The organism is Syntrophus sp. (in: bacteria) (assembly GCF_040768185.1).
In the GTDB taxonomy this organism is placed as follows: domain Bacteria; phylum Desulfobacterota; class Syntrophia; order Syntrophales; family Syntrophaceae; genus Syntrophus; species Syntrophus buswellii.
Genome location: NZ_JAXGNC010000001.1, coordinates 243,427 through 267,604, shown reverse-complemented (window position 1 = coordinate 267,604; position 24,178 = coordinate 243,427). Strand labels below are relative to the sequence as shown.

At 55.3% G+C, this 24,178-nt stretch carries 23 protein-coding genes; 6 read left to right on the top strand and 17 right to left on the bottom strand.

The window, feature by feature from the left end; genetic code table 11:
- Positions 1-11 precede the first annotated feature (11 nt).
- The 7 genes from AB3175_RS01275 to AB3175_RS01245 all read right to left on the bottom strand — a co-directional run bounded on the left by AB3175_RS01275 (position 12) and on the right by AB3175_RS01245 (position 7,544).
- Positions 12-1,232 carry an aspartate kinase gene (locus AB3175_RS01275; protein ID WP_367359126.1) on the bottom strand — a complete coding sequence of 407 codons (1,221 nt, stop codon included), beginning with the start codon at positions 1,230-1,232 and terminating at the stop codon, positions 12-14.
- Positions 1,233-1,235: 3 nt separating this feature from the next.
- A complete protein-coding gene (tsaE, locus tag AB3175_RS01270) occupies positions 1,236-1,775 on the bottom strand; it encodes a tRNA (adenosine(37)-N6)-threonylcarbamoyltransferase complex ATPase subunit type 1 TsaE (RefSeq protein ID WP_367359125.1) in 540 nt (179 codons plus the stop codon).
- Positions 1,772-2,149, bottom strand: a complete 378-nt coding sequence (gene acpS, locus AB3175_RS01265; RefSeq protein ID WP_367359124.1) for a holo-ACP synthase — start codon at positions 2,147-2,149, stop codon at positions 1,772-1,774. Before acpS ends, tsaE begins: the two co-directional genes overlap by 4 nt.
- 47 nt (positions 2,150-2,196) lie before the next feature.
- Positions 2,197-3,444, bottom strand: coding sequence for a dihydropteroate synthase (gene folP, locus AB3175_RS01260; protein ID WP_367359123.1), 1,248 nt, complete (start codon positions 3,442-3,444; stop codon positions 2,197-2,199).
- 57 nt (positions 3,445-3,501) lie between these two features.
- Complete coding sequence (ftsH, locus tag AB3175_RS01255; RefSeq protein WP_367359122.1) at positions 3,502-5,343, bottom strand: ATP-dependent zinc metalloprotease FtsH; 1,842 nt, start codon at positions 5,341-5,343, stop codon at positions 3,502-3,504.
- A gap of 109 nt (positions 5,344-5,452) precedes the next feature.
- Positions 5,453-6,883 carry a tRNA lysidine(34) synthetase TilS gene (tilS, locus tag AB3175_RS01250; protein ID WP_367359121.1) on the bottom strand — a complete coding sequence of 477 codons (1,431 nt, stop codon included), beginning with the start codon at positions 6,881-6,883 and terminating at the stop codon, positions 5,453-5,455.
- Between the two features lie 16 nt (positions 6,884-6,899).
- Positions 6,900-7,544: an HAD family hydrolase gene (locus AB3175_RS01245; protein WP_367359120.1), complete on the bottom strand. Its 645-nt coding sequence runs from the start codon at positions 7,542-7,544 to the stop codon at positions 6,900-6,902.
- A gap of 285 nt (positions 7,545-7,829) precedes the next feature.
- Here AB3175_RS01245 and AB3175_RS01240 point away from each other — a divergent pair, with 285 nt between their 5' ends.
- The gene (locus AB3175_RS01240) at positions 7,830-8,726 is read left to right on the top strand and encodes a Rossmann-like and DUF2520 domain-containing protein (RefSeq protein ID WP_367359119.1); all 897 of its coding nucleotides are present in this window, start codon (positions 7,830-7,832) and stop codon (positions 8,724-8,726) included.
- A 122-nt stretch (positions 8,727-8,848) separates the two neighbouring features.
- Here the strand turns inward: AB3175_RS01240 and AB3175_RS01235 are convergent, their stop codons facing one another.
- From AB3175_RS01235 to miaA, 3 genes are all read right to left on the bottom strand, one after another.
- Positions 8,849-9,940: a peptidylprolyl isomerase gene (locus AB3175_RS01235; protein ID WP_367359118.1), complete on the bottom strand. Its 1,092-nt coding sequence runs from the start codon at positions 9,938-9,940 to the stop codon at positions 8,849-8,851.
- Positions 9,941-10,060: 120 nt separating this feature from the next.
- Entirely contained in the window at positions 10,061-11,452 is a 1,392-nt protein-coding gene (locus tag AB3175_RS01230; RefSeq protein ID WP_367359117.1) for a hypothetical protein, read from the bottom strand.
- Positions 11,449-12,366: a tRNA (adenosine(37)-N6)-dimethylallyltransferase MiaA gene (miaA, locus tag AB3175_RS01225; RefSeq protein ID WP_367359116.1), complete on the bottom strand. Its 918-nt coding sequence runs from the start codon at positions 12,364-12,366 to the stop codon at positions 11,449-11,451. Before miaA ends, AB3175_RS01230 begins: the two co-directional genes overlap by 4 nt.
- A 156-nt stretch (positions 12,367-12,522) precedes the next feature.
- On the opposite strand from miaA, the gene AB3175_RS01220 reads away from it, so the two are divergent.
- Positions 12,523-13,878, top strand: coding sequence for an MATE family efflux transporter (locus AB3175_RS01220; protein WP_367359115.1), 1,356 nt, complete (start codon positions 12,523-12,525; stop codon positions 13,876-13,878).
- A gap of 111 nt (positions 13,879-13,989) precedes the next feature.
- Here AB3175_RS01220 and AB3175_RS01215 read toward each other — a convergent pair whose 3' ends face one another.
- The 7 genes from AB3175_RS01215 to AB3175_RS01185 all read right to left on the bottom strand — a co-directional run bounded on the left by AB3175_RS01215 (position 13,990) and on the right by AB3175_RS01185 (position 20,169).
- Complete coding sequence (locus AB3175_RS01215; RefSeq protein WP_367359114.1) at positions 13,990-14,496, bottom strand: PH domain-containing protein; 507 nt, start codon at positions 14,494-14,496, stop codon at positions 13,990-13,992.
- Positions 14,497-14,530: 34 nt separating this feature from the next.
- Positions 14,531-15,217 carry a type 1 glutamine amidotransferase gene (locus AB3175_RS01210; protein ID WP_367359113.1) on the bottom strand — a complete coding sequence of 229 codons (687 nt, stop codon included), beginning with the start codon at positions 15,215-15,217 and terminating at the stop codon, positions 14,531-14,533.
- 177 nt (positions 15,218-15,394) lie between these two features.
- On the bottom strand, positions 15,395-16,198 hold the full coding sequence (locus tag AB3175_RS01205; protein WP_367359112.1) for a class I SAM-dependent methyltransferase: 804 nt from the start codon (positions 16,196-16,198) through the stop codon (positions 15,395-15,397).
- 536 nt (positions 16,199-16,734) lie between these two features.
- Positions 16,735-17,304, bottom strand: a complete 570-nt coding sequence (locus AB3175_RS01200; protein WP_367359111.1) for a hypothetical protein — start codon at positions 17,302-17,304, stop codon at positions 16,735-16,737.
- Between the two features lie 208 nt (positions 17,305-17,512).
- A complete protein-coding gene (locus tag AB3175_RS01195) occupies positions 17,513-17,671 on the bottom strand; it encodes a GNAT family N-acetyltransferase (RefSeq protein ID WP_367359110.1) in 159 nt (52 codons plus the stop codon).
- A gap of 688 nt (positions 17,672-18,359) precedes the next feature.
- Positions 18,360-18,899 (bottom strand): hypothetical protein, encoded by a 540-nt coding sequence (locus AB3175_RS01190; RefSeq protein ID WP_367359109.1) that lies wholly within the window; start codon positions 18,897-18,899, stop codon positions 18,360-18,362.
- A gap of 871 nt (positions 18,900-19,770) precedes the next feature.
- Positions 19,771-20,169, bottom strand: coding sequence for a hypothetical protein (locus AB3175_RS01185; protein ID WP_367359108.1), 399 nt, complete (start codon positions 20,167-20,169; stop codon positions 19,771-19,773).
- A gap of 66 nt (positions 20,170-20,235) precedes the next feature.
- Here AB3175_RS01185 and AB3175_RS01180 point away from each other — a divergent pair, with 66 nt between their 5' ends.
- The 4 genes from AB3175_RS01180 to AB3175_RS01165 all read left to right on the top strand — a co-directional run bounded on the left by AB3175_RS01180 (position 20,236) and on the right by AB3175_RS01165 (position 24,145).
- On the top strand, positions 20,236-20,928 hold the full coding sequence (locus AB3175_RS01180; protein WP_367359107.1) for a hypothetical protein: 693 nt from the start codon (positions 20,236-20,238) through the stop codon (positions 20,926-20,928).
- Positions 20,921-22,273, top strand: a complete 1,353-nt coding sequence (gene mgtE, locus AB3175_RS01175; RefSeq protein ID WP_367359106.1) for a magnesium transporter — start codon at positions 20,921-20,923, stop codon at positions 22,271-22,273. The genes AB3175_RS01180 and mgtE overlap by 8 nt, the downstream gene beginning before the upstream one ends.
- Positions 22,274-22,553: 280 nt before the next feature.
- A complete protein-coding gene (gene queF / locus AB3175_RS01170) occupies positions 22,554-22,976 on the top strand; it encodes a preQ(1) synthase (RefSeq protein ID WP_367359105.1) in 423 nt (140 codons plus the stop codon).
- The gene (locus tag AB3175_RS01165; RefSeq protein WP_367359104.1) at positions 22,973-24,145 is read left to right on the top strand and encodes a MalY/PatB family protein; all 1,173 of its coding nucleotides are present in this window, start codon (positions 22,973-22,975) and stop codon (positions 24,143-24,145) included. Before queF ends, AB3175_RS01165 begins: the two co-directional genes overlap by 4 nt.
- Positions 24,146-24,178: the final 33 nt, after the last annotated feature.

Here is a 24,178-nt window from a genome sequence, read left to right as displayed (position 1 = left end):
CCGGGCGGTTTTCAGGGCGTCTTTTCCAGACCAAAGGCGTCATGCAAAACCATTACCGCCAGTTCCGTATACTTCGATTGAATGACACAGGACACCTTGATCTCGGAGGTACTGATCATCATGATGTTGATCCCCTCCTGTGCCAGGGCGGAGAACATCTTTGCAGCAACGCCTGAATGGCTGATCATTCCCACGCCGATGATGGACACCTTGGCTACCTGATCGTCCACTTCCACACTGGCGGCGCCGACCTCCCTGGCCGCCTCTTCGATCAGGCGCTTCGTTTCCTTGACATCTTTTCTCGATACCGTAAAGGTGAGATCCGTGTATCCTTCCAGGCTCGCATTCTGAATGATCATATCGACAACAATATTGTGCTCGCTAAGGGGTGTAAACAGCCGCGACGCGACACCCGCCTTGTCGGGAACGCGGATAACCGTGATCTTCGCCTGATCCCGGTCATACGTTACCCCCGATACGACTTCCCTCTCCATCTCCTTATCCTCCTTTGTCACCAGTGTTCCCACATCATCCTTGAACGAAGATTTAACATACACAGGCACATCATACTTCTTTGCCAACTCCACCGACCGCGGCTGCAGCACCTTGGCCCCTGCCCTTGCCATCTCCAGCATCTCGTCATAGGAGATCCTCGTCAGCAGTCTCGCATTGCTGCAGATGCCTGGGTCCGTTGTGTATACCCCGTCGACATCCGTGTAGATTTCACACACATCGGCTTGAAGGGCCGCCGCAAGCGCCACGGCGCTCGTGTCGGATCCGCCTCGTCCCAGTGTCGTGATGTTATTGTCCTTATCGACGCCTTGAAATCCCGCTACGACGGCAATGACCCCTTTCTCCAGCTCACGGCGCAATGCGGCGTCTTCGACGCTGAGGATTCTCGCCTGAGTGTGAGCCTGATCCGTCATGATCCTGACCTGAAATCCCAGGAAGGATCGGGCGGGATAGCCCATCCCCTTTAAAACCATGGCCAGCAGGGAAACCGTCACCTGCTCCCCCGTGGAGATCAGGGTGTCGTACTCCCGGATGTCATAATCTTCCGCAGCCTGCTGAGCCAGTTCGATCAAACGGTTCGTTTCGCCGGCCATGGCCGAAAGGACAACGACGACCTGGTTGCCTGCCTGCCGTTCCTTAATGACCCTTCTGGCCACGTTTTCAATCTTCTCCAGGTTGGCAACAGAGGTACCGCCATATTTCTGAACAACGAGCGCCATAAATTAAAATCCTCCCCCAGTCAGAGCTGATGCAATTTCCGCCAAGCGCTTTTCCGGTGCGGAAATTTCTATTCTGCGCAAATGCTCATCCACAAATGCGAAACAAATTGTGATTGCGGTTTCCGGAACAATATCCGCTATTTTTTCCGCCCACTCGATCACGGACACTCCCTTTCCATAAAAATAATCCTCATAGCCCATCTCTTCCAGGTCCTTTGACCCTGAAAGACGGTAGACATCGAGATGATACAGGACGTGGCGTCCCGGATATTCATTGATGAGGGTAAACGTTGGGCTTGCAACGGCATAGGATTTCGGCACACCCAAGCCCCGGGCGATACCCTGTGTAAGGCACGTCTTTCCGGCTCCCAGGTCCCCGATCAGGGCCACAATATCTCCCGATACGAGGCATCGGCCGATGATTTCTCCGATCAGGAGCGTTTCCTCATTGCTGCGAGAAAGGATGCACTTCTTCATGACCGCTCCTCGATACTCCCCCCGGTGATCCGGCGATTCCTTTTCATTGCCATTCCGGTAGCTCATTTCTCCAGGATGACAATGGCACAGGCCTGCATGCGGCCATGCGAAAGGCTGACATGGGTGGTCGTGACGCCGCGTTCACTGAGGATGGCCCTTGCCGCTCCGTAAAGATTCATAACAGGCCTTCCCTGGCTGTCGTTCTGCACCTCGATGTCCTTCAACCTGATTCCCATGCCCAGGCCGAGGCCCAGAGATTTCAGAAAGCTTTCCTTTGCCGCAAACCGGGCTGCAAAATGAACGGCCGGCACGGCCCTTTTCATGCAGTAGCTTATTTCCTGTGGAGAATAAACCTTTTCCAGAAATCGTCTGTCCCATTTCTCGATGATCGTTTTCAGCCGATCAATATCGACCAGATCAATTCCCGTTCCATGAATCATCCTGAAGGCCTTTCTTGTCTCCTTAGAAAATACCGGGGGTTGAAATGCTACGCAGAGAGCAGGGCATCCGTCATGGCGGCCACTTTTTTCATCGCAGGGACATCATGCACCCGGACGATGTGGGCCCCGTTCATAATGGCTGCGGCTACGGCGGCAGCCGTTCCCTCAAGCCGCTGCTGCGGATCGGAAAGGAACTCCGGGCCGCCTGACCCAAGGGCAACAAAGCGCTTTTTTGAGGGCCCGACGAGAATCGGCCGCCCCAGGGCTCGGAACTCACGCAGGTGCTTTAGAAGCTTGAGAGAATCCGCAGGGGTTTTTCCAAATCCCAATCCCGGATCAATGATCATCTGCTCTTTTCTGAGCCCTTCGGAAACCGCCTGGTCAATGCGCTCCTCCAGGTAGGCGAAAACATCTCCCTGTACGGAACGGTATGTCAGGTCGCCGAGCTGCATATCCTTCGGCTTCCCACGCATGTGCATAAGGACGATGGCCGCCCCCGAATCCCTCACCGCTTCACTCATGGCTTCATCAAACGTCATTGCGCTGATGTCGTTGATGATTTCCGCTCCCGCCGCCAGGGCTTCCCGGGCGATTTCGGATTTCGTTGTGTCAATGGATATGGGGATGTCGATTTCCTGCGCCAGTTTTTTGATTACCGGCAGAATCCGCTCCGCCTCTTCCTTCAGCGAAATCGCCTCCGCACCCGGTCTCGACGATTCCCCTCCGATATCCAGGATGTCCGCCCCCGCCTCTGCCAGTTGAACCCCATGCGCGACAGCCAGATCATGGGGAAGGTATTTTCCCCCATCGGAAAATGAATCGGGGGTCACGTTGAGAATACCCATGATGTGGGTCTTTCCACCGAAAACCAGTTCCCGTTTTGCCGTTTTCAGGGAAATCCACTCCAGGGCCTCCCGGGCCAGAAGATCCTTCAGGCGCCCGGATATCGCCCGCAGTCCGAAAGGCTGGCAGGAGATCTTCTCCGCAAGGCGTCTCAGCTGCTTTTCCGTTCCCATGAGGATGGCATCGGTCCGTTCAACGGCACAGGATACGGACTGTCGCGACACGGCCGCATCTCCGCCTACGGAAAGCATCTCCTGCTTGAGAATATTGGCAACCTTGCACTCCAGCCCCTCAATGAGGATATTGAGATGCCTCATTTTAGGAAGCATGGCGTCGATCCCGTAGGGATCGACGCCCATGCTCTGCATAAGCGCTGCAAGCTCTGACGGCGAGAAGCCGGAAAGGGATCTCAGGGGATGGCGGAACCGTTTTGCTTCTTGAGCTTTGCCCATTTAGCTTACCCTTGAAACGCCGACTGGAGAGATGAAATGCGGAGGGAACACTGCGACTCAGGCTTCCCCATCGGCAGGATTGCCCTGTTCTCCTTCCTTCTCGACCCCCGCCGTCGGAATTCCGATGATGGCATCCAACTCGGCGGTGTTCAGAACTTCCTTTTCCAGCAGCTCACTGGCAAGCCGATTGAGCGTATCCTTGTTATCCAGAAGAATTTTTTTGGCATTTTCATAGCAGCCTGTCACGATGGCGGATATCTCCTCATCGATCCGCCGTGCTGTTTCTTCGCTGTAATCCTTGTGGGTGGCAAACTCCCGGCCGAGAAAAATCTGCTCTTCTTTTCCCCCGTAACTGAGCGGCCCGAGGACATCGCTCATGCCCCATTCGCATACCATTTTTCGGGCTATGTGGGTGGCCCGTTCGATGTCGTTGCCGGCACCCGTGGTAAAGTCATTGAGGGTGAGCTCCTCTGCAGCCCGGCCTGCCAGGAGAATCGTAATGTTCGTCAGGAGAAACTTTTTTGGATAGGTGTGCTTTTCATCGACGGGCAGCTGCTGCGTCAGACCCAGGGCTCTTCCCCTGGGGATGATGGTCACCTTGTGGATGGGGTCGCTTCCCGGCAGCAATCGGGCGACCAGGGCGTGACCCGCCTCGTGATAGGCGGTGTTCCGTTTTTCTTCATCGCTGATGACCATGCTTTTCCGCTCGGCGCCCATAAGGATTTTATCCCTTGCGAAATCGAAGTCCGCAAGCTCCACGTTATCCTTTCCCAGGCGTGAGGCATGAATAATCGCTTCATTCACCAGGTTTTCTATATCCGCTCCCGACGCCCCCGGCGTTCCCCTGGCGAGAATCGAAAATTCCACGTCATCCGCCAGGGTTGTTTTACGGGAATGCACCTGAAAAATCATTTCCCTCCCCTTGACATCGGGAAGGGGGACAACCACCTGCCGGTCGAACCGACCCGGCCGGAGCAGCGCCGGATCGAGCACGTCGGGACGGTTGGTCGCGGAAACGAGGATGACGCCTTCATTGGATTCAAAGCCGTCCATTTCCACGAGGAGCTGATTGAGCGTCTGTTCCCGCTCGTCGTGGCCTCCCCCGAGACCGGCACCCCGGTGCCGACCCACAGCATCGATTTCATCAATGAAGATAATGCACGGGGCATTCTTTTTGGCCTGGGTGAAGAGATCCCTCACCCGCGAGGCGCCAACCCCGACAAACATCTCGACAAAATCGGACCCGCTGATGCTCAGGAAAGGCACATCGGCTTCACCGGCGATCGCCTTGGCAAGCAGCGTTTTTCCTGTACCCGGAGGGCCTACCAGAAGCAGACCCTTGGGAATCCGCCCGCCCAGGCGGGTGAATTTTTTGGGATCCTTGAGAAATTCGATGACCTCCTCCAGTTCCGCCTTGGCTTCATCGATCCCTGCGACATCGGAAAAGGTCACTTTCTTTGTCTTGTCTGTCATCAGTCGCGCCCGGCTTTTGCCAAAGGCCATGGCCTTTCCGCCACCGGCCTGCATCTGCCGCATAAAGAAGATCCAAACGCCGATGAGCAGGAGCATGGGAAACCATGACACGAGAACCGTCACAAACCACGGGGATTCATCCTCCGGCTTGGCCGTGATACGCACCCCCTTGGATTTCAGCAGTGGAATGAGACTCGGATCATTGGGGGCGTAACTCTTGAATTTTTTTCCGCTTGTCATCTTTCCGGTGATGTTGTCCCCCTGCATGGTCACTTCTGTAATCTGACCTTTGTCGACATAGGAGATAAAATCGCTGAAAACGATCGTTTCCTCCTGGCCTTTTGGCTGGCTGAAAAGATGGTACACAAGCACAAAGACGAGGCTGATGATCAGCCAGAGTGCAATATTTTTCTGCAAAGAATTCAATAAAGATGCTCCTTTTTATTTCCCAGTGGCTACGTTAGGTTCTTTCCATCAAGCAGATTGTCCAAGAAATCAAGTTTCCGGCCACAATTACATTAATCCTTTTACAATTTCAAATAATTTCTATTTTTGCGATATGCTTCGTATTTTTATCTACCGAAACACGCTCACTGAGTCGATGCCCCGCAATCCAGACCACGGACTGGCGATCCGCCAGCAGCGGTATGGAATCCCGTCGCCGGCGCGGGATCTTTTCGTCGATGAAATAGTTCTTCAATTTCTTTGTTCCCTTCATGCCGGATGGCTGAAAGCGATCCCCCTCCCGTCGATTCCGGATGGTCAGGGGCATCTGCACCCTGTCGAAATCCAGGCAGACGGCAAGGCTTCCTTCCCCTGCAGCTTCCCGGTGAGCCTTTTCTACAAAGGCGGTTCTGACGATTCTGCCAAGCTCCTTGATCTCGACACAACCTGGAAATTCAATGGGATAACAGAATTGGCCGGGGATCCTCCCCCCCGTGCCCGCCGTCTCTGCCGGCGGGGTGTCTTCCCTTCCGCGCGACAGGATCAGCCGCCCGTATTCCCTCCTCACCACGGCCTGTCCAGGCAGGTGGACATCGCCGGCTGGCTTCTCCCCCCTGCAGAGATCGATGACCGCCCCGATATGCCGTGAGGTTATCCGGAACGAGCCGGAGAGCAAATGTTCAAGCAGGCCTTTTACCACTCTGTGCTGAAGCGCTTCGGGTATCCCCGTCAGCCGGGAAATATCGAGCGCTGCCCCCTCCCCCGCCATTGAATCGGGAATCTGCCAGGTGTCAAGAATCCGGCGAGCCGTCGTCTCCAGGCAGTCATCCTCGCGGCGGACGATCGAGGCTGTCCGGTTCAGGGCATCGACGATCCGGGGATTGTAGTGCGCCTGCAAGAGGGGAATCAGCTGGTGACGGATCCTGTTTCGAAGGAAGACATCCCGGGTGTTGGAGCTGTCCTCGGAAAAGGGAATACCCTGTGTCAGGAGAAACGTCAGAATCTCTTCCCGGCTGACTTCGATGAGCGGGCGGATAAAAATCCCGTCCCTAACGGGCAGGATGCCTTTCAACCCCTCCAGGCCGCTGCCCCGGATTAGATTCATCAGGACGGTCTCTGCCTGATCCTCCCGATGATGCCCCAGGGCAATCCGGGAAGCGCCGACCCTTTCCCCCAGCGCCGAAAAGAAGGAATAGCGCTCCTCCCTCCCAAGATCCTCCAGGGAGCGCCTCCGGCGCCCCCTTTGTCGAAGCTCCGTGAGGTTTACCCTTTTGACGGCGCAGGAAATCCCCCTTTCCCCACATAACCGGCAGACCAGCCTCTCTTCGGCATCCGATTCCGCCCCCCTCAGTCCATGGTTGAGATGGGCTGCAGTCAACGTCAGGCCGTACTCTGGTGCAAGAAGCGCAAGAACCTGCAGAAGCGAAACGGAATCCGGCCCTCCCGAAACGGCGACGACCACGTGCTCACCACCCTGCAGCATTCCGAACTTTTGCACGCTGTGCCGGATCTTGTTCAGCATCGCCCTCTGCCCCTCCTCAACAGAAGAACGAAATCATCTCAAGCAGGCCTTCACAGACAAAATCGGGCTGCAGGGACAGGAGTTCCTCCCGGTTTCCCAGGCCATTCAAGAAAGCGCAACTGATCAGGCCGGCGTTTTTGGCCAGAAGAACATCATTGATCCCGTCACCGACAACGACGGCTTTTTCCCGAGGGATACCATAGAGATCGAGAAGAGGATCGACGAGACGCCTGTCCGGTTTACAATAAGGCCTGCTGTCCGCCCCGATGATCTCGTCGAAATATTCGGTCAGATGGAGGGCGTCCGTGAGTTCCACGGTAAAATGATGCCGCTTGTTGGTCATGATGACCTTTTTTTTGTCGGAAAAGTGAGTGAGGACAGCCTCCACTCCCGGATAGGTTGCCGTATGGTCCAGCAGGTGTTCCGTGTAGTAAAGGTCGAAGATTTTCATCGCCTCATCGAAGTATTCCGGGAAAAAGCGCCCCAGAGAGCGCTCCAGAAGCTTATGAACTCCATCCCCAACAAAGCTGATGATTTTCCCGCCGGGAAGTTCGGGCAGCGAAAGTCTCTTCAGCGTGTAATTGACCGCATTCACCAGATCGGTGCCGGAATTGACCAGCGTGCCGTCAAAATCGAAAATCATCAGCTCTACGGCTTTCATGTTCGTCTAAATCCTTCCTGTTGCAGATGGTTCGAACTATATCCAAATTGCTGCGGAATGACAAGGCATGATCCGCCTCTGCCTGACTGCCTGCAGAAACGTCATTTCGGTTGATTTTTTTCTACCCTGTGTTAGAAATACATTCGTTTGGATCCACAACGGAATGGACTGAGACGAAAGGGGTTGAATGCATGAAAACTCGGATGGCCAAAAACCCATCGATCGGTCTTGCAGATCCTTTTCCGGGGTTTTTTATGGCGAACATTTTCTGATTCCTTCAAATTCATGAACGGTTCCATTGAGCAAATAGCGATTATCGGAGCAGGAAAGGTCGGTACGGCCATGGCCTATCTCCTTCAGAAGGCCGGTTACGGCGTTGCTGCCGTTTCGGATCGGAATCCCTCCGCCCTGGTGGACATTCTCTCCTACACGTCGGCTCAGCCTTGTTCCAGCCCTGAAGAAGCAGCCCGAAAGGCCGATGTCATCCTGATCACGACCCCTGATGACGAAATTGCCGGAACATGCCGGACCCTGAGCGATTCCGGGGCCATTTTGCCGGGGAATAAGGTTGTGCACATGAGCGGCGCCGGGGGGCTCGATCTCTTGGAGTCGGCCCGCCGTTCAGGCGCGCTGGTCGCCAGCATTCATCCAATCCAGTCTTTTGCAGATATCCGGGGAGCTATTGAGAACCTGCCGGGCAGCGCGTTCGGCGTTACGGCCCAGGAAGAGCTCGTCGGCTGGGCCGAAAAACTGGTAAGGGATCTTGGAGGGAAGCCCTTCCTGGTCCGTGAGGCGGACAAGCCCCTGTATCATGCCGCCGCCTGCATGGCGTCCAACTATCTGACGACGCTGCTGCACACCGTGGAAACCATTTATGCCTCTTTCGGATTGACCCGTGAACAATCCATCGAGGCCTTTTGGCCCCTGGTCCTGGGAACGATCAGGAACATCGAGCGCCAGGGCACCGTCTCGGCTCTGACCGGTCCCATCGCCCGCGGCGATACGGGTACGGTCCAGAAGCATCTGGACGCCTTTTACCTCAAGCTGCCCCACTTTCTACGCATTTACCAGGAGATGGGCGTTCTAACCGTAGAGTTGGGTGTGGAGAAAGGGAGTCTTTCGACTGAACGCGCCGAAGCCCTTAAGAATCTGCTGCGGGGGGTAGACACCGATCAGATGTAGAGAGAAGGCGCTAAAATCACCTCATGGGCGATCCGCGGATTGTTCTCGAAACGAAAAGGGGCCTCTCATCCAGGAACAGATGAGAGGCCCCCTGCATTTCTCTGTCTATCTGTCTGCGTGCCTCAGGAGAGATAGGACACGATCTTTGCTTTTTCCTTGAGGCTCCTGATCATGTTCTTGAAAACATCCTGCTGTTTCTGCTGCTGAAGATAAGCCGAAATCATCGCCTTGGTCTTTTCGTCAAAGGCGATGGTCTTTGGCGGCCGCACACCCAGGGCCTGCACTACATGGAATCCATATTCCGTCTCCACAACCGGACCGATCTGATTCTTTTTCAATGCGAAAACCGCGTCTTCAAAGGGCTTTACCATCTGTCCCCGGGTGACATTACCCAGGTCTCCCCCCTTGCTTTTGCTTGGGCAGTCTGAATGACTCCTGGCCAGCTCGGCAAAGTCGGCTCCTGCCGAAATCTGCTTTCTCAGGCCTTCCGCTTTTGCCTTTTTCTGGGCAAGAAGCGCAGCACTGTCTCCGGGGGCCTTGGCGATCAGAATATGTCTTGCGTGTACGGCCTCAGGCACCTTGAAGCGATTCTGGTTGTTCTTGTAGAAATCGGAGATTTCCTTCTCCGTTGGCACGGGCAGATTCTTGATCTGCGGGGAAATGAGCTTGTTGATGCGGATTCCAAGCTGAATCTCTTCCCGCATTTTTTCCCTGGTCAGATGGTTCTTCTTCATAAGGTCTTCCAGGGTCATATTGGCGGGGAGGGTTGATTTCAGTTTTTCAATCGCCGAATCGATTTCCTCGTTCGTCGCGGTGATTTTCAGGCGGTTTACCTCATTGTTCAGCAGGGTTTTGACAACAAAATCCTCAACAAGTCCCTTCTGAATGTTGGCTTTGACCTGGTCGAGCTTTTCAGCCGGTATTTTGTCCTGAATCTCCGACAGTTTGCTGTTCACTTCCGCATCCAGCTGCGCCTTGGTCATTTTCGCCCCATCCACCTCAATGACGGCCCCACCGGGTCCAAGGGCGACCGATGTATCCTTCGCAGGTTTCGATGGATCGGATGCGTTGGACTTTCCGGTTGTTTCGTTAAGAGCGGTCTCTTTTTCCCCCTGTTTCTGGCAGGCCGTCAATCCGAAGGCCAGTAAAAAGCTCAGGCAAAGTATTGCTGTTGAAAAAATGGCTCGTACTCCCTTGTCCTTTGGTGATGACATATGATCTCCTTTGAATGTTCATGCATTAATGCTGATAAGACAGATTTTTCAATTAAGTGGGCGAAGTATAGGGAAAGTGCCTGTAAAGGTCAAGAGGTGATTCGAATAAATTTCCGAAGATTATTTTTCGCCCTGAAACTCATAATGCCTCAGATTCTTTAGCATTTCGATCTGCACGTCCAGCCCGGGATCGCTCCCGTCTCGTTTTGCCCGCCAGACTTCCTCGAGAGGATGCTCCATCCACTCCAGCAGCAGCGGTAAAGCCCGTCCCATCGTACACGCTGGATAGGCGGTGTCCGAGAGGTGGTGGAGGAATTTCATGGTTCTGAACCCGTCAAACCACTCCGAAAAATGCTCGAGACGTTTTTCCGGACTCCTGTGCGTCCTGCAGATCTTCGTCCAGACATGGGGGAACTGATTCCGTTCCAGGAAAGAGGGAAGAAGGGGTGAGATCTCCTCTGCCATCCGCAGGGTAAAATCCCCACCGTTACCGATGCATGTTGTCATCCCCTTCAGCCAGGACTTCAGAACCCGGAAGGCCCGGGGATCATAAAAGATGTCCTCCCGGTCCGTTCCCTCCAGGGAACTGTTCATCCGCTGTCCCGTGCCGAAGGGAACCCTCCGGGAAACCCTGGGAGACGGGTACACCTGTGTGCCTGAAATGGTTCCCACGGGAGAATGCTTCGCCAGCTTGTTCAGAAAATAGAAATCCTCCCCCGCCTCGCGGCGGTTCATCCCCCGGACGGCAGCATAGCTGCGGACGCTGCAGCTCATGGTGGAACCGATGGTGTGGAAGGCGTAAGGGGATCCTGCAAATTTCAGCCCGAGGACATAATAGCGGAGGTAGAGCTCATACCGGACAATGGCGGCAAGCAGCTTCGGGTTTGCGGGAAGGGGATGGGCATAGGGCACGACGGCAGCTCCCGGTTTCCGGCCTTCATAAAAGCGGCGTACGGCGGACAGATAATTTCGATCCACGGGGGAATCCGCATCGAGGCACAGGAGCAGACCAGGATCGGAACCGGTAAAATCCATGACGCAAAGCGCCGCATCGAGACCGATCTTTCTCGCAAGACCGACCCCACCCTGTTTCAGGGGCAGCTCCCTTCCCGGTGAAGAGGCATCCACATAGGCCAGGCGCAGCCTTCCCTGGAGAATCCGCCGGCAGTCTTCGATGAGGAAGCCTCCGCCCTCTTCGAAAGGGGGAAGTCGCCCTCTTCCCAGTTCCCGAAGAATCTCCAGGGTCCGTTGATTGTTTTCAATCGCCTCCGCGCTTGTGTAGGGACAGGGGCGGTTGTTGACGACGCAGATGACCAGCGTCCGCTCCAGCTTGTCGGGGGCGTTGCCGGCCAGGCTGGCCAGTGTCGAAAAAAGATGGCCCCTTTCAGCCAAAACGGGAATGACCACGGCCTGCAGAATGCCCTGAAGACAATCTTCACCGGGGCTCAAGGTGTGTGAGGACTCGTAGCGACACTTTGTCAGGTAGTCGAAAACGAAGCCGGGCTGAGTCATGCGGTCAGAATCCCGCGGGTCAGTTTTTCCAAGGATTCGTAATCGCTTCCCTCAACCCAGAAAATTTTGATGCCGTGCCGTTCCATTCGGCGAAACCATGTGCCCTGTCTTTTTGAGAACTGGAAAATGCGGTTCGTAAGGGTTCGCACCATTTCTGTACAGGACATTTTCCTCTGAAGATAAAGCGCGACATACCGGTATTCGAGGCCCAGGGAATGAAGCCTCTCCCAGGAGATCCCGGACCGGTTGAGCTCTTTCACCTCATCGATCAGACCCATGGCCAGCCGCTCATTCAGCCGGAGGGTGATCCGTCTGCGGAGCGACTCCCGATCCCAGTGGATACCGATCACCAGGGGATCGATGGCTGGTCGTTCCCCTGTGGAGCCTGCCTCCCTGTTCCGCGGGAATTCAGCGATTTCAAGGGCGCGAAGAATGCGGGAGCGATCGAGCAGATCCGTTGTATTGTGCAAGGTCGGATTGAGCGCCAGCAGTCGCTGCCGAAGTTCCTCGATCGATTTCTCCTTCAGGGATTCCCTCAACTCGATGTTTTCCGGAACGGCATCCATTCGATAGTCTTCGAGAACGGCGGAGAGGTATAATCCGGTACCGCCCACGAGGATGGGGATCATCCCCCGGGACGAGATCTCCGCAAAACAACGGTAAAAGCGGGCCTGATACTCAAACATGCTGAAATCGTAATCAGGATCCACGATATCGATCAGGTGGCAGGGGATGTTTCTTCCGTCGATCCGGTAATCCCCAAGATCCTTGCCCGTTCCGATATCCATTCCCCGATAGACCTGCCGTGAATCCGCGGAAATGATTTCCGTATTCAGGTCAAGGGCGAGGCGGACCGCCAGCCCTGTTTTTCCCGATGCCGTAGGGCCCAAGATGACGATGAGATTTTTGCTCATGTCAATAAATGATCTTGATCTTTTGGAGTATTCAATGTTAGCAGGTACCTTTCTCCGGGCAAGAGAAGAAAGAAATTACGGCCGAATGTCCCGTCGTGCGATTCCTCCCCTTGCTTCCTTTGTCTTGAACAGATTCTGCCTATAAATCAAAGCGCCATGAATGACAAGATCCTTGATCTGGGAAAAGGTCCCATTGTGCCTCTGCTGCTCAGAATGAGCGGACCGTCCATTGCCGCCATGCTCATCATGGCGTTTTTCAACCTCATTGAAGCCTTCTGGCTGGCCCGTTTAAGCTCTAAAGCCATGGCGGCTTTAACCATCTGCTTTCCCATCCTGCTGGTTTTTGGCGGCATCGGAGTAGGAACGGGGATAGGCGCCGGTTCCTACGCCGCCCGGATGTTCGGAGCGGAGGAATTTCTCAAGGCCCGCCAGACGGCGGGGCAGGTCTTTTTTCTTTCAGCCGCTCTGGGCGTTCTGCTTGCCGGGGTGATTCTAGCCGCTCCGGCTCCGATTCTGAAACTCTTCGGCGCCACGGACGAAATCCTCCCCCTTTCACGCCTCTATCTCGTCACGGTCATGCCTGGCGTCCCTTTTCTTTTTCTGATCATGATGATCAACAATCTCCTCCGGGCGGAAGGCAGGCCCAATGCCTCGATGCTTTCCGTTTTTTTTATTGCCGCGGTCAGCGCCATCCTTGAACCCCTGCTCATCTTCGGGCTGGGGCCTTTCCCCCGCCTGGAAATACAGGGGGCCGCCCTGGCCACGGTGATCTCCCAGATCTCGGGCGCTCTGCTGTCCTTTTATTACCTCCAGCAGAAAAGCTCAAAGTATCGGCTGAAATGGAAACATCTACGCCCGAATCTCCCCATCATTTACTCCATTTATTCGACAGGATTTCCCTCTATCGTCATCAATCTGGTGGTCAGCCTGGGCATGCTGCTGCACAATTCCATCCTCGCCGGGTACAGCGACCTGGCCGTCGCCACTCTCGGCATTATCTTCCGGACAAATGGTCTGATCATGATGATGCTCTACGGCTTCGGGCAGGGTCTGATGCCGCTGGTGGGCTTCAGTGAAGGGGCCAGCCTCTATTCCAGGCTTTTGGAGACCGTCAAGGTCGCCGTCAGAATCTCCGTCGGCATCGCCGTGCTGAGTTGCCTGGCTGTAGAAGTCTTCGCACATTCGATTGCAACGTTTTTCTCTCCCGACCCGCAGTTGCAGGCCCTGACGGAAACGGCCCTTCGCATCAACTTTTTAATGCTTTTGACCGCCGCCCCCAGCCTGATGTGGATCAACATGTTCATCGGCCTCGGGCGTGGAATCACGGCCATGCTTCTCCTGGTTGCCCGCGACACCCTGGTCCTGTTTCCCCTTCTGTTCGGCCTGCCTCACCTTTTCGGCATCACCGGCGTGTGGATGACCCAGCCCCTCGCCAATGCCCTGGCCTTTCTTTTTATCCTTTTCTGGACCAAACGCCAGTATCGTGTTTTCGAATCCCGGATGGTCGACTGAACATTGCGGTTCAAATCCCCGGCAGGCTCAGATATCCCCATCATGGCGACGGTACAGGCCCACAGGTTGGCCCGGCGCACAGGATCTCTCCGCAACGAATTCCGACGTGCACTAACGCGTCAACGCACGAACAAATGCTTCCGGCTGCTCCGGTGTGATCAACCACGGACGCTTGCCGGAACGCTCGATCCACACGTAACCATCGGTGCGCGAGACATACATCTGAACGACACCCCGGCGCCTCGTCCACAGCCAACCGAATCCTCCCCAGAGTCCGCCTGATCCGACCCGCACGCACCAGCCGGTTTCCGTCTTCAGTTCCTCCCCGTCGATCAGCCGCACATTCGAGATGTCCCTTCGCGGAATCCCTCTGCGTTTGAGGGGCCAGCACACCTCGATTCCACTGCGATGGACGACAAACCGGCTCGGCCGGAACCGAAGCCAGATCCAAGCGTATACGGCGATGATGACCAGGGCGGGTTCGGCAGGCACCCTTTCCCCGAAGAGCGGCGCGGCAAGCAGTACAGCCGGCAGCGCCAGAAGAAGAAGCGTAACGGTCCGAATCATTGCGGACATCGGTGCCAGCCGGAAGCTCTCGGCGTTCGTCTCATCGCTCATGAGTCGCTCCAACGCGGGGCACCCGTCGATGTCGCTATCGTACAAGATAGGACAGGACGCCGCTCATCAGATCATTGACCGATTGATAACGGCTCGGGCTTACTGACAGGATTTCTTCCGCCGTTTGAACATATCGTGATGGAACGATCTCTTCGCGACAATGGAAGACAAGATCTTGCGCCAAATTCGGGGTTGTTTCGAGGTGGAACTGCAGGCCGATCACCTGCTTACCGAGTTGAAAGGCCTGGTTCCCGCACCCTTCACTCCTGGCGAGGCGTATCGCACGCGCAGGCAAATCAAAGGTTTCCCCGTGCCAGTGAAAAACGGTTTCCGAAGGCGGAAAACGGAAGGCGTCGTCATCGACTGGGGTAACGGCATGGATAGGAAACCAGCCGATTTCCTTTTCTGGGTTGGCAGTGACCTGCGCCCCCATGGCGTTTGCAATGAGCTGAGCGCCAAGGCATATTCCCAGGACAGGTTTCCCAGACTCGATCATTTCACGGACAAAGTTCTTTTCCAGAGACAGCCATGGGAATCTTCCTTCATCATTCACACTCATAGGGCCGCCCATGATCACAAGCAAATCGATTTCTTTGCGATCCGGTAAATCTGCTGCTTCAAAAAACCGTGTTCCGGTCAGATCGTACCCCTTGGAACCCAGCCAGGGTTCGATACTTCCAAGCCCTTCAAAAGGGACATGCTGAAAATAGTGCGCCCGCATTTTCTCTCCAGTGATGGCCGACGACGCGTTTCAGCCGCGCTGATTTTCCGCGCCGGGCAATGGACAGTGTTCATAACGGCAGGCAGGCCATGATTCCGGTCCGCTCGGTCCAGGGATTGACATGCCGTATCCAATTTCCATAGGGATCTACCGTGAAGCAGGAGGCATGCCCGGCATTCATGCCTTCCCCATGGCCTTGAAGAATGTGTAGCAAAAGGTACCGTCCAGCCCGGTTGTCCGATATAAAGCCTGGATTCCCCTGTCGAAGGTGGCGGGGTCTATGATGCCTTCCTCGATGGCCGACTGACGCACCCCCTCGATCATGGCCGTGAATGTTTTTTTCGTAAATCCGTCGACGATTTCCGGCCTGCTGGAGTCGGCATAGACCATTCTGGGTGAGACCCGAACTTCTTTGAACCCGGCAGTGACCAGCAACGGATAGAGGGACCTTCCGATTCGCGCGTTTCCGCCGGCGCGGGACTGCAGTTCGACCTGGCAGGAAATCGCGGCATGGGCTTCATTGCTGTCAGGATAAAAAAATGCGGAACCATGGTCGCCTTCAATCACCGTCATTGTTCCTCCTGGCCGCAGACACGCCTTCAGCCTTTGCAGGGCAAGGCCCGGATCGCTCAGATGTTCCAGAACAAAGCAGACAAAGACGTGATCAAAGGATGCTGCAGCAAAGGGCAAATGGTAGAGGTCCCCCTGCTGGAACCGGACATTGGCCAGCCCTGCCGCGCGGATCTTCTCTTCAGCCTGCAGGATCGAATCTGCAGAGATGTCCATGGATACGATCGAAGCTCCAGGGCTGTTCCGCGCCAGCGTCAGCGTTTGTGCACCGACTCCGCAGCCGGCTTCCAGGACGAGGCTTCCCGCTGGGTATGCCGTGTCGGAATGCAGCAGATCGATCAGGGTGTCGGCCTGATCCTGTAAACGGATGTTTTCCTGCAGATCGTACCCGTGTACATAGGCTTTTGTCATGGAGTTACTCTCCTTGCCGTACATCTGCCGAGCCCTGAGGGCGGCTTGTCCACCCGGGTCGGCTCGATGCGTCATGTCCTTACAATATCGTCCGTCCTGAAAAATCCCGTCCCCGTTTTCTGCCCCGACGGCATGGTGTTGTCAGCAGGTCATAACACCATCTCTTTCCCCTTGTACAGCCTATGCCGTTTCCGCATTCTTAACGTCGGGTACTTAAGATTCCCCGGCATCCGGACATGAAACCCTTCGCTCAGATCGGACACATCCAAGAGTTGGTATATCGGCGAGACGCATCGCGGTCTCTTTTCACGCAGTCCTTCGGTGTGTTTCCGGATTCTGTCATACGAATGGAGGATCTGTTCTTTTCTCTTTTTTGCATAACGGGGAATGTGAACCGCCCGGGGTGAGACGTAATAAGGCCGCTTCAGCGGAGCCGGTCTCAAGCCGCACAATAAGCTCAAAATGAGACGCGCAAGCCCGCTAGGTCGACTGCGGCATTCTTTGGGGCGCTGCCGCGGGTGTCATCGTCAGGATCTTCACGGCATCACCGCCAGATGGAAGCGCTTCCAGTGACCTGGATAGCGTTCACCGTCCCATCTTTCCCCCAATGCATAGTGGGGACCCAATTCCCATGTCCCAGCCGTATCAAGCGTCCTTTCTCCTGAGGTTGTAATTTTTTCCAGGGGCATCATGGTCCTGTTGATTTTCAGGTAGGCAAAATCTTTCTGCTTTCCAGATGGGTCGTAGGCCGTAACCCATATCCCCAGTAGATCAACAGGCTTGTCGCCGGCATTCTGCATCGTAAATTCAACACGGATTCGGTCATTTACCTTGGGCGGGTTGTGGACGCTTTTTGCCGTTAACTCCAGAAAGCGTATCCCGTGACTGTTTGTATCCGGCACATTGTCTTCATAGACGGTGACAGATCCTGGAGGAAACAATGGAAAGAGCCCGACCGCAATCAGGATCAGTCCAAACAGTCCCAGAACCACCTGACGGACACGCGAACTCAGAAGCGGAATTTCAATTCCAAAAGCTTTGAGGCCTCCTCCCACAATGGCAGCGATCAAACAGGTGAGACCCGTAATGAGGAGTGTCTGCTGCATGGCATTCTCTCTTGTTAATGGTTATTGATGGAGCATCCCCGCTTGACACGAAACGAACCCGGAGTGCCGGAGGAGGGCATGATCGCCTTCAGCACCCGGCCGGCGTCTTCTCATCGTCGTTTCTCCATGAAGACAAGGCGGACATCCAACGACAGATCCTCTTCGCGATACGCTTCATACCCGAGCCTTTCGTAAAGGCGGATATTGTTCATGCTCTTGTTGCCGGTAAAGAGCTCAACCGATCCGCTTCAGAAAACGCCTTCTCCAGGCTCTTCATAAGCGTAGTGCCGATTCCCGTTCCCTGGTAATGCAGGTGAACGACCAGTCTGCCAATCAGGCACGTACCCGAACGAAGTGAATCTCTCACGGAGCCCACGATTCTTCACTCGAGAATGGCCTTAAGGAATATCCTGGTTTCAAATTCCGCCCCTCACACTCTCTGTCGCAGCGATACCTATCGCACAGAACAGACCTGTTGTCAATGATTTCTCCATCATATTAGCTACTTCAGCGGCATAATCGCCAAGGGATTCTCGGGGTAAAGGACCGGGGGCCTTCCCTTTCCAGCTGGCCAAAACGAATAAGCCGGCCTAAATGTTCCCAATGCGCTCGTTATCCGACATAAGCATGCGTTGGATCATCCCCGGGATCATCAACTGGGGGAACGTATTGTAATGGCTCTCACCCGGGCTTGCAAATGTCCGCCAACGGTAATGGGGAAGTCGGTGAAAAGGCCGAATTCGATGAAAAAGTCGGTTGCCATCCTTTCGGACACAGTCATGCGATGCACATTCCGGAGATACTCCAACGATCTTTTCAGTTTTTATGAATTTAGAAACTCAATATCCTTATATTCCAGAATCGAAAGTTCCCATTCTGCAAAAGCCGGATACATCTAATGGAGATAAAATTCATGCTCGATAATGAGATGGGGAGAGAACAGGTCTCTGCAATTCTGGATGAGACGATCTACTTTTACTCAGAATAAAGCGGGGCCGAGCTGCAAGCCCTGCCCCGCTTGAGTGCCTTTCAGGTTTTTTCTTTCAAATCCCTCTCTATTTCAAATACCTCTTTCTCATTGCGCCAAGAGCAACGAGACCCGGTGCAAAAAGAAGAACGGCCGGGGGAAGCGGTACGGCACTGGAGGTATAGGCAAACGTGTAAAGCTGACCAGTACCAGATCCCACATTATCGACCCCGCTGGCGTTGAAGTTTATGTAGAGAGTGTCCGCCGTGAAGGACAGTATCGGATCAACGGGCGGCGGGTATCCTCCGATTGAGACAAGGTTCAGAGATGTGAAGAGCGTGGCACCCGTAAGGTTTTTGAAGACAAATCCATTCCACCCGGAACCGCCACTCCATCCCATGGTCACGTTCTCTATCGTTATTTCGCCAGCCTTGACATCGATACTTCCAACTCCGGAACCTGCATACCACTCGCTTCCGGGATCGACAACCGTGCCCGTCCAAGACGAATAGACACTTCCAGCTGACGGATACCACCATTCAATTTGTAACGTCTCACCTACGACTGAACCATAAGCAGGTGCCACAAAAAAAGCAAATAGAACCAAGACCAAACCAAACCGTTTCATGGGGTTTACTCCTTTCATGAATGCATTTCAGAATTAAGGAAAAGTATCTTTTCGGCTTCCTCGTCCTTTATTGAGCGTCATGCCTGGTCTAATGACTCAGCTTACATGTTTTTACTCAAAGCTGACCAACCAGAATCAAACGCCAGTTCAGCCAGGGATGCTCCGCTTGGACGCTGTTGGCTATGTTTTGGACCTATGGTACGCTGTCGTCGGAAATGAGGGGGAGAGGGCGTTTCAGATATCTTCTCTGATGAGTAGATTCCGGATGGTCACTCTCTATGGAATCGGGTTTTCCCCCTGTTTCAGTTGTTCTTCACCCCCTTTCCACGTACTCAGATCCAAAATCCCGCATATCGAGGCAATAACATGAAAGGTGTGAGATGAATGACCGTTATTCACGTCCTGAGTTTGCTTATCCCTTTGCAGAACCACTAAAGTTGCTTCCTGGAACAATAAAACATAAATCGTCCCTTGACAATCGGGGATATCCCGTTATTTTTTGCACTTAACGCTTACACCAAGCTCGCAACATTTTATCTTCCATAGGGTTTTTTACTTAAGAAATGGTCGGAATCACGGGATACTTTTGCTAAACCTGCCAGATATCCGTAACCCGTTAATCGAGAAACCAATGGCTCGTGCTCAATTCTTTGGTAGACGTTGACCCGAACGATTTAAATAAGGTTGAAGGGACCATCGGCAAAAGAAAATAAATTCATCAGCAGGATTCATCTCCACCTGGTTCAAGTGTAATATCAAGGATGGCGGAAATGATCCGGTTCGTATGCCGCCATCCCCACGGCATGGCACCTTATTTTCATTGACACACCTTGATGAATTCCCTATATTCCCGCATCGATAGTACAAGTATTTACGATACTTCATCTTCGATTTCCGGAACGTCCTCCCGCCATCCGCAGATATCATGCCGGATGGCGGAACTCCAGGCGGGCCTCGAATATGGGAACGGAAGGCTCAGACCACCAAACCCGGGACGAACGGCTCCGGACGGAATCGCCCGGCGGAGGGCGTTCTTTCCGGACGCCACCCGTAAAATCCCGCGCGAGCTGGGCCGGATCATCACCTGCAGGAGGATCATGCTCCTTGCCCTGGCAGGGTGTGCCGCGCTCTCCTCGACGCCCAGCTGACGGCTCTGCTCTTCGTGGAAGGGAAGCTCCTTTCTACCTGCTGCACTCTCATGAAGATCTACCTGTTCGTCAACGTTAACGGATTGCTCACAGATTCGACATTGCCTCCTGTGGTTCGTCATCGTCTCCTGCATCTTCCTGCTGGGCGTCGAGGCGGTCCACAACCTGGGAAAGAAGGGTGGCTACAAATGATATATCAGGATCTTCCAACAAGCATAGCCGATCGCGTCCACCGCTGGGTGGTCATTGCTCTCCAGGTGGTCATGGCCATCGAGCTCGTTGTGCTGCTTTTCGAGGGCCAGTGGATGACGGCCTTCACCGTGAGTCTCATCATGGCGATCACTGCGGCACCCGTTGTTTTCAGGAAAAGCCTCCCGGTAAACATATCCCCCGAGTTCCAGCTGCTGGCCATCGTGTTCATGTTCGCCGCCCTTTTCCTGGGGGAGGTCAGGAACTTCTACGAGCGGTTCTGGTGGTGGGATATCACTCTGCACACCACATCGGGCCTGCTCCTGGGCATCCTGGGCTTCCTCCTCATATACGTGCTCAACGAGGCTGACCGCATCGACGTCCACATGCTCCCGCGGTTCGTGGCGTTCTTCGCATTCACCTTCGCCGTGGCCATGGGTGCGCTCTGGGAGATCTTCGAGTTTGCCATGGACCGAGTCTTCGGCATGAACATGCAGAAGCCCATGGCGGGCGACCCGTCGGGCCTGACGGACACCATGTGGGATCTCATCGTGGATGCCCTGGGGGCACTGGCCGTCAGCCTGCTCGGCTGGTGGTACATGGTCCGCGAGCGGCAGTCCTTCATCGAGCTCTGGATACGGCGATTCATCATGCGAAACCCCCGTCTTTTCCGGGAGGGCGTGCATGAGTGACAATAGCAAAGTGATGACTGAAATCCTGGCACTGCTCGGCCGGAAGGACTGGGCCGGCGTGAGGGTGTTGCTCCGCGACGTCCCCCCGCCTGATGTCGCGGATGTCCTCCTTGCGCTGGGCAAGCAGGAACGCGTCCTGCTCTTCCGCCTGCTGCCCAGGTCGCTGGCTTCCGATGCCTTCTCGTACCTGGAACCGTTCAAAAAGGATGAGCTGCTCAAGGACCTCTCTGATGAGGAAGCGCGGGAGCTTCTGGCCGACCTCTATCCCGACGATCTGGCCGAGTTTCTCGAGGAAATGCCGGGCATGGCCACCCAGCGCCTCCTGAACCTCCTGGACCCGGTCGATCGCAAAGACGCCCTGCATCTCCTCGGGTACCCGGAGAAAAGCGTAGGCAGACTCATGACCCCTTATTACGTTGCGGTCCGGCCTGAGTGGACGGTGGCGCAGGCCCTGGATCACATCCGGGAGAGGGGCCGGGACAGCGAGACCATCCATGTCATTCATGTGGTGGACGCACGGTGGAGGCTCCTGGACACACTGAGCTTGAGGCGCTTCATCCTTGCCGGCCCCGATGACACGGTCGAGCGGATCATGGACCGTTCCTTCGTCAGCATCACCGCTTCCGAGGACCGCCAGGAGGCGGTCAGGCTGATTCAGCACTACGACCTCGTCACCCTGCCCGTGGTGGATTCCGGTGGGGTGCTCCTGGGCATCGTCACCGTGGACGACGTCCTCGACGTCGCCCAGAAGGAGGCCACCGAGGACATCCAGCTGTCGGCCGCTGTCAGCCCCCTGAAGATCAGCTACCGGGACTCCGGCTTGTGGACCCTGTTCAGCAGGAGGGTCGGGTGGCTGGCCGCCCTGGTGCTGGTGAACATGGCCTCCGGTGGTGTGATCGCCTACCACGAAGACCTGCTCACGTCCTCCATCGCCCTGACCTTTTTCATTCCCCTGCTCATTGCCACCGGGGGCAATGCCGGATCCCAGTCCGCCACGCTCATGGTCCGGGCCATGGCCACGGGCGAAGTCAAGCCGGCCCAGTACACCTGGGCCGTTGGCAGGGAACTCGTGGTGGGCCTCATCCTGGGGCTCGCCCTGGGGCTGCTCAGCTGGATGCTCGGGTTCTACCGGGGCGGTGTCCAGATGGCCCTGGTCCTCTTCCTGGCTATGGCTTCCATCGTCGTGGTGACGAATATCATCGGCGCGGGTCTCCCCTTCATCCTCTATAGGCTGGGCATGGACCCCGCCGTGGCCAGCAGCCCCCTGGTCACGTCCGTGGCGGACGTGGTGGGTCTGATCATCTACTTCTTCATCGCATCGAACCTTATGGGAATTCCCGGTTGAACGCCTGCTGCGTCGTGCACCTTCGGGACGGATTTATCCCTTTATGCACACAATCACGGCCTTTCCTCCCTTTTCAGCCGCATCTTCGCGTGTGCATGGCCCCTTTTCTTGCCGATGTGCTCCCCGTTCTTTTTATCCGTGATCGTCGGCCAAATGCGGTTTTGTGTTTTCCAATCGCAGACGGCCGACAGATAATTTGAAAGGAAACCAGTTGAAGGAAAGAAAAAAATTGGTTAGATTAACTTTTTTACAGGAAATTTCCACAGGAGAACTCATTAAGGTGCAGAATTCGACGCAACAGGAAGACCTCAGCCGTCTGACTCTCCTCGGCCGGGAGGCAAAACCGTCCAAAAGCCTTGAAACCTTCCCCAACCGCCATCCAGATCGGGACTATGTCGTTACCATGGAAACGGACGAATTTACCTGCGTCTGCCCCATGACGGGCCAGCCGGACTTTGCCCACCTCCAGATCCGGTATATCCCCGATGCCTCCATTCTGGAATCAAAATCCCTGAAGCTCTATCTCTGGTCGTACCGCAATGAAGGCATTTTTCACGAGCACGTCACCAATGTCATCCTGGAGGATCTGATTGCCGTGCTTTCGCCCCGATGGTGTAAAGTCACGGCACATTTCGGAGTGCGCGGCGGGATTTCCATAACCGTGGAAGCTGAATACACCAAGCCGGGGACTGCTCAACCATGATCGACGCCGAGCCCTCCACCCTGATTCCGGATTTCGATATCCCGATCGACCGCCGGGGGACCTCCTCGGAAAAATGGGACAGATACGAGGGACGGGATATTCTCCCCCTCTGGGTTGCCGACATGGATTTCCGCTCTCCCGAACCCGTCATAAAAGCCCTTCACCAGCGTGTTGACCACGGCGTGTTCGGCTATACCGACCCTCCCCGTGAACTCCTTGAAGTGGTCTGCACCATGCTTTTGGATCTTTACTCCTGGTCGGTCGAGCCGGACTGGATCGTCTGGCTGCCGGGCCTTGTCTCGGGACTCAACATCGCATGCCGGGCCGCCGGTCAAGAGGGTGATGAGATTCTCACGGCCGTTCCCGTTTACCCCCCCTTCCTTACGGCCCCGGGCCATGCAAACCGCCGGCTCGGGACGATCCCCATGATCTCGGATGGAAGCCGCTGGATCATGGATCTCGATGCCCTCCGGGACAGGCTGACTCCCAGAACGTCGCTTTTTCTGCTCTGCAACCCTCACAATCCCTGCGGGAGGGCTTTTGAACCGGCGGAACTCTTTGAGCTGGCGGAGCGGTTTGCAGGGAACGACCGGATCATCTGCTCCGATGAGATTCACTGCGGCCTTTTGCTGGATTCGAGCATACGTCATGTGCCGATTGCCGCTCTGAGCACGGAAATTGCGGAGCGGACCATCACCCTGATGGCGCCGAGCAAGACCTTCAATATCCCCGGCCTGGGCTGCTCATTTGCGGTGATTTCCGATCCTCTGTTGAGGAAGCGCTTTCGCCGGGCCATGGCCGGCATCGTTCCACCCGTCAATCTTTTCGGATATGCCGCGGCTCTGGCCGCTTACCGGGACAGTTCGGTGTGGCACGCCGCTCTGCTGAAGTACCTCCGGACAAACAGCTCCCTGGTGGAGGAGACGATTTCCCGCCTTCCAGGCCTGTCCATGTCTTCCGTGGAGGCCACCTATCTGGCCTGGATAGATACCCGGAGCGCCGGGTTGAAGAATCCCGCCTCATTTTTCGAGAACGCCGGCGTGGGTCTTTCGTGTGGCAAATACTTCGGAGCCCCTGGATTCGTCCGGCTGAACTTCGGCTGCCCCCGAAGCATCCTCGGGGAAGCCCTGCGGCGAATGTCACAGGCAATGGAAGGCCTTAACGTTTGAACCGGACCCATAGATAGGGATTTCAAACCCGCC

Bases quoted from the DNA above. Each gene is read 5' to 3' on its own strand.
- AB3175_RS01205 (WP_367359112.1), bottom strand. From the start codon at position 16,198: ATGACAAAAGCCTATGTACACGGGTACGATCTGCAGGAAAACATCCGT.
- mgtE (WP_367359106.1), top strand. From the start codon at position 20,921: ATGAGTGACAATAGCAAAGTGATGACTGAAATCCTGGCACTGCTCGGC.
- AB3175_RS01220 (WP_367359115.1), top strand. From the start codon at position 12,523: ATGAATGACAAGATCCTTGATCTGGGAAAAGGTCCCATTGTGCCTCTG.
- AB3175_RS01185 (WP_367359108.1), bottom strand. From the start codon at position 20,169: ATGACGAACCACAGGAGGCAATGTCGAATCTGTGAGCAATCCGTTAAC.
- AB3175_RS01210 (WP_367359113.1), bottom strand. From the start codon at position 15,217: ATGCGGGCGCACTATTTTCAGCATGTCCCTTTTGAAGGGCTTGGAAGT.
- folP (WP_367359123.1), bottom strand. From the start codon at position 3,444: ATGGGCAAAGCTCAAGAAGCAAAACGGTTCCGCCATCCCCTGAGATCC.
- AB3175_RS01165 (WP_367359104.1), top strand. From the start codon at position 22,973: ATGATCGACGCCGAGCCCTCCACCCTGATTCCGGATTTCGATATCCCG.
- AB3175_RS01245 (WP_367359120.1), bottom strand. From the start codon at position 7,544: ATGAAAGCCGTAGAGCTGATGATTTTCGATTTTGACGGCACGCTGGTC.
- AB3175_RS01190 (WP_367359109.1), bottom strand. From the start codon at position 18,899: ATGAAACGGTTTGGTTTGGTCTTGGTTCTATTTGCTTTTTTTGTGGCA.
- miaA (WP_367359116.1), bottom strand. From the start codon at position 12,366: ATGAGCAAAAATCTCATCGTCATCTTGGGCCCTACGGCATCGGGAAAA.
- AB3175_RS01215 (WP_367359114.1), bottom strand. From the start codon at position 14,496: ATGAGCGATGAGACGAACGCCGAGAGCTTCCGGCTGGCACCGATGTCC.
- acpS (WP_367359124.1), bottom strand. From the start codon at position 2,149: ATGATTCATGGAACGGGAATTGATCTGGTCGATATTGATCGGCTGAAA.
- AB3175_RS01275 (WP_367359126.1), bottom strand. From the start codon at position 1,232: ATGGCGCTCGTTGTTCAGAAATATGGCGGTACCTCTGTTGCCAACCTG.
- AB3175_RS01235 (WP_367359118.1), bottom strand. From the start codon at position 9,940: ATGTCATCACCAAAGGACAAGGGAGTACGAGCCATTTTTTCAACAGCA.
- AB3175_RS01230 (WP_367359117.1), bottom strand. From the start codon at position 11,452: ATGACTCAGCCCGGCTTCGTTTTCGACTACCTGACAAAGTGTCGCTAC.
- tilS (WP_367359121.1), bottom strand. From the start codon at position 6,883: ATGCTGAACAAGATCCGGCACAGCGTGCAAAAGTTCGGAATGCTGCAG.
- tsaE (WP_367359125.1), bottom strand. From the start codon at position 1,775: ATGAGCTACCGGAATGGCAATGAAAAGGAATCGCCGGATCACCGGGGG.
- AB3175_RS01200 (WP_367359111.1), bottom strand. From the start codon at position 17,304: ATGCAGCAGACACTCCTCATTACGGGTCTCACCTGTTTGATCGCTGCC.
- AB3175_RS01180 (WP_367359107.1), top strand. From the start codon at position 20,236: ATGATATATCAGGATCTTCCAACAAGCATAGCCGATCGCGTCCACCGC.
- AB3175_RS01240 (WP_367359119.1), top strand. From the start codon at position 7,830: ATGAACGGTTCCATTGAGCAAATAGCGATTATCGGAGCAGGAAAGGTC.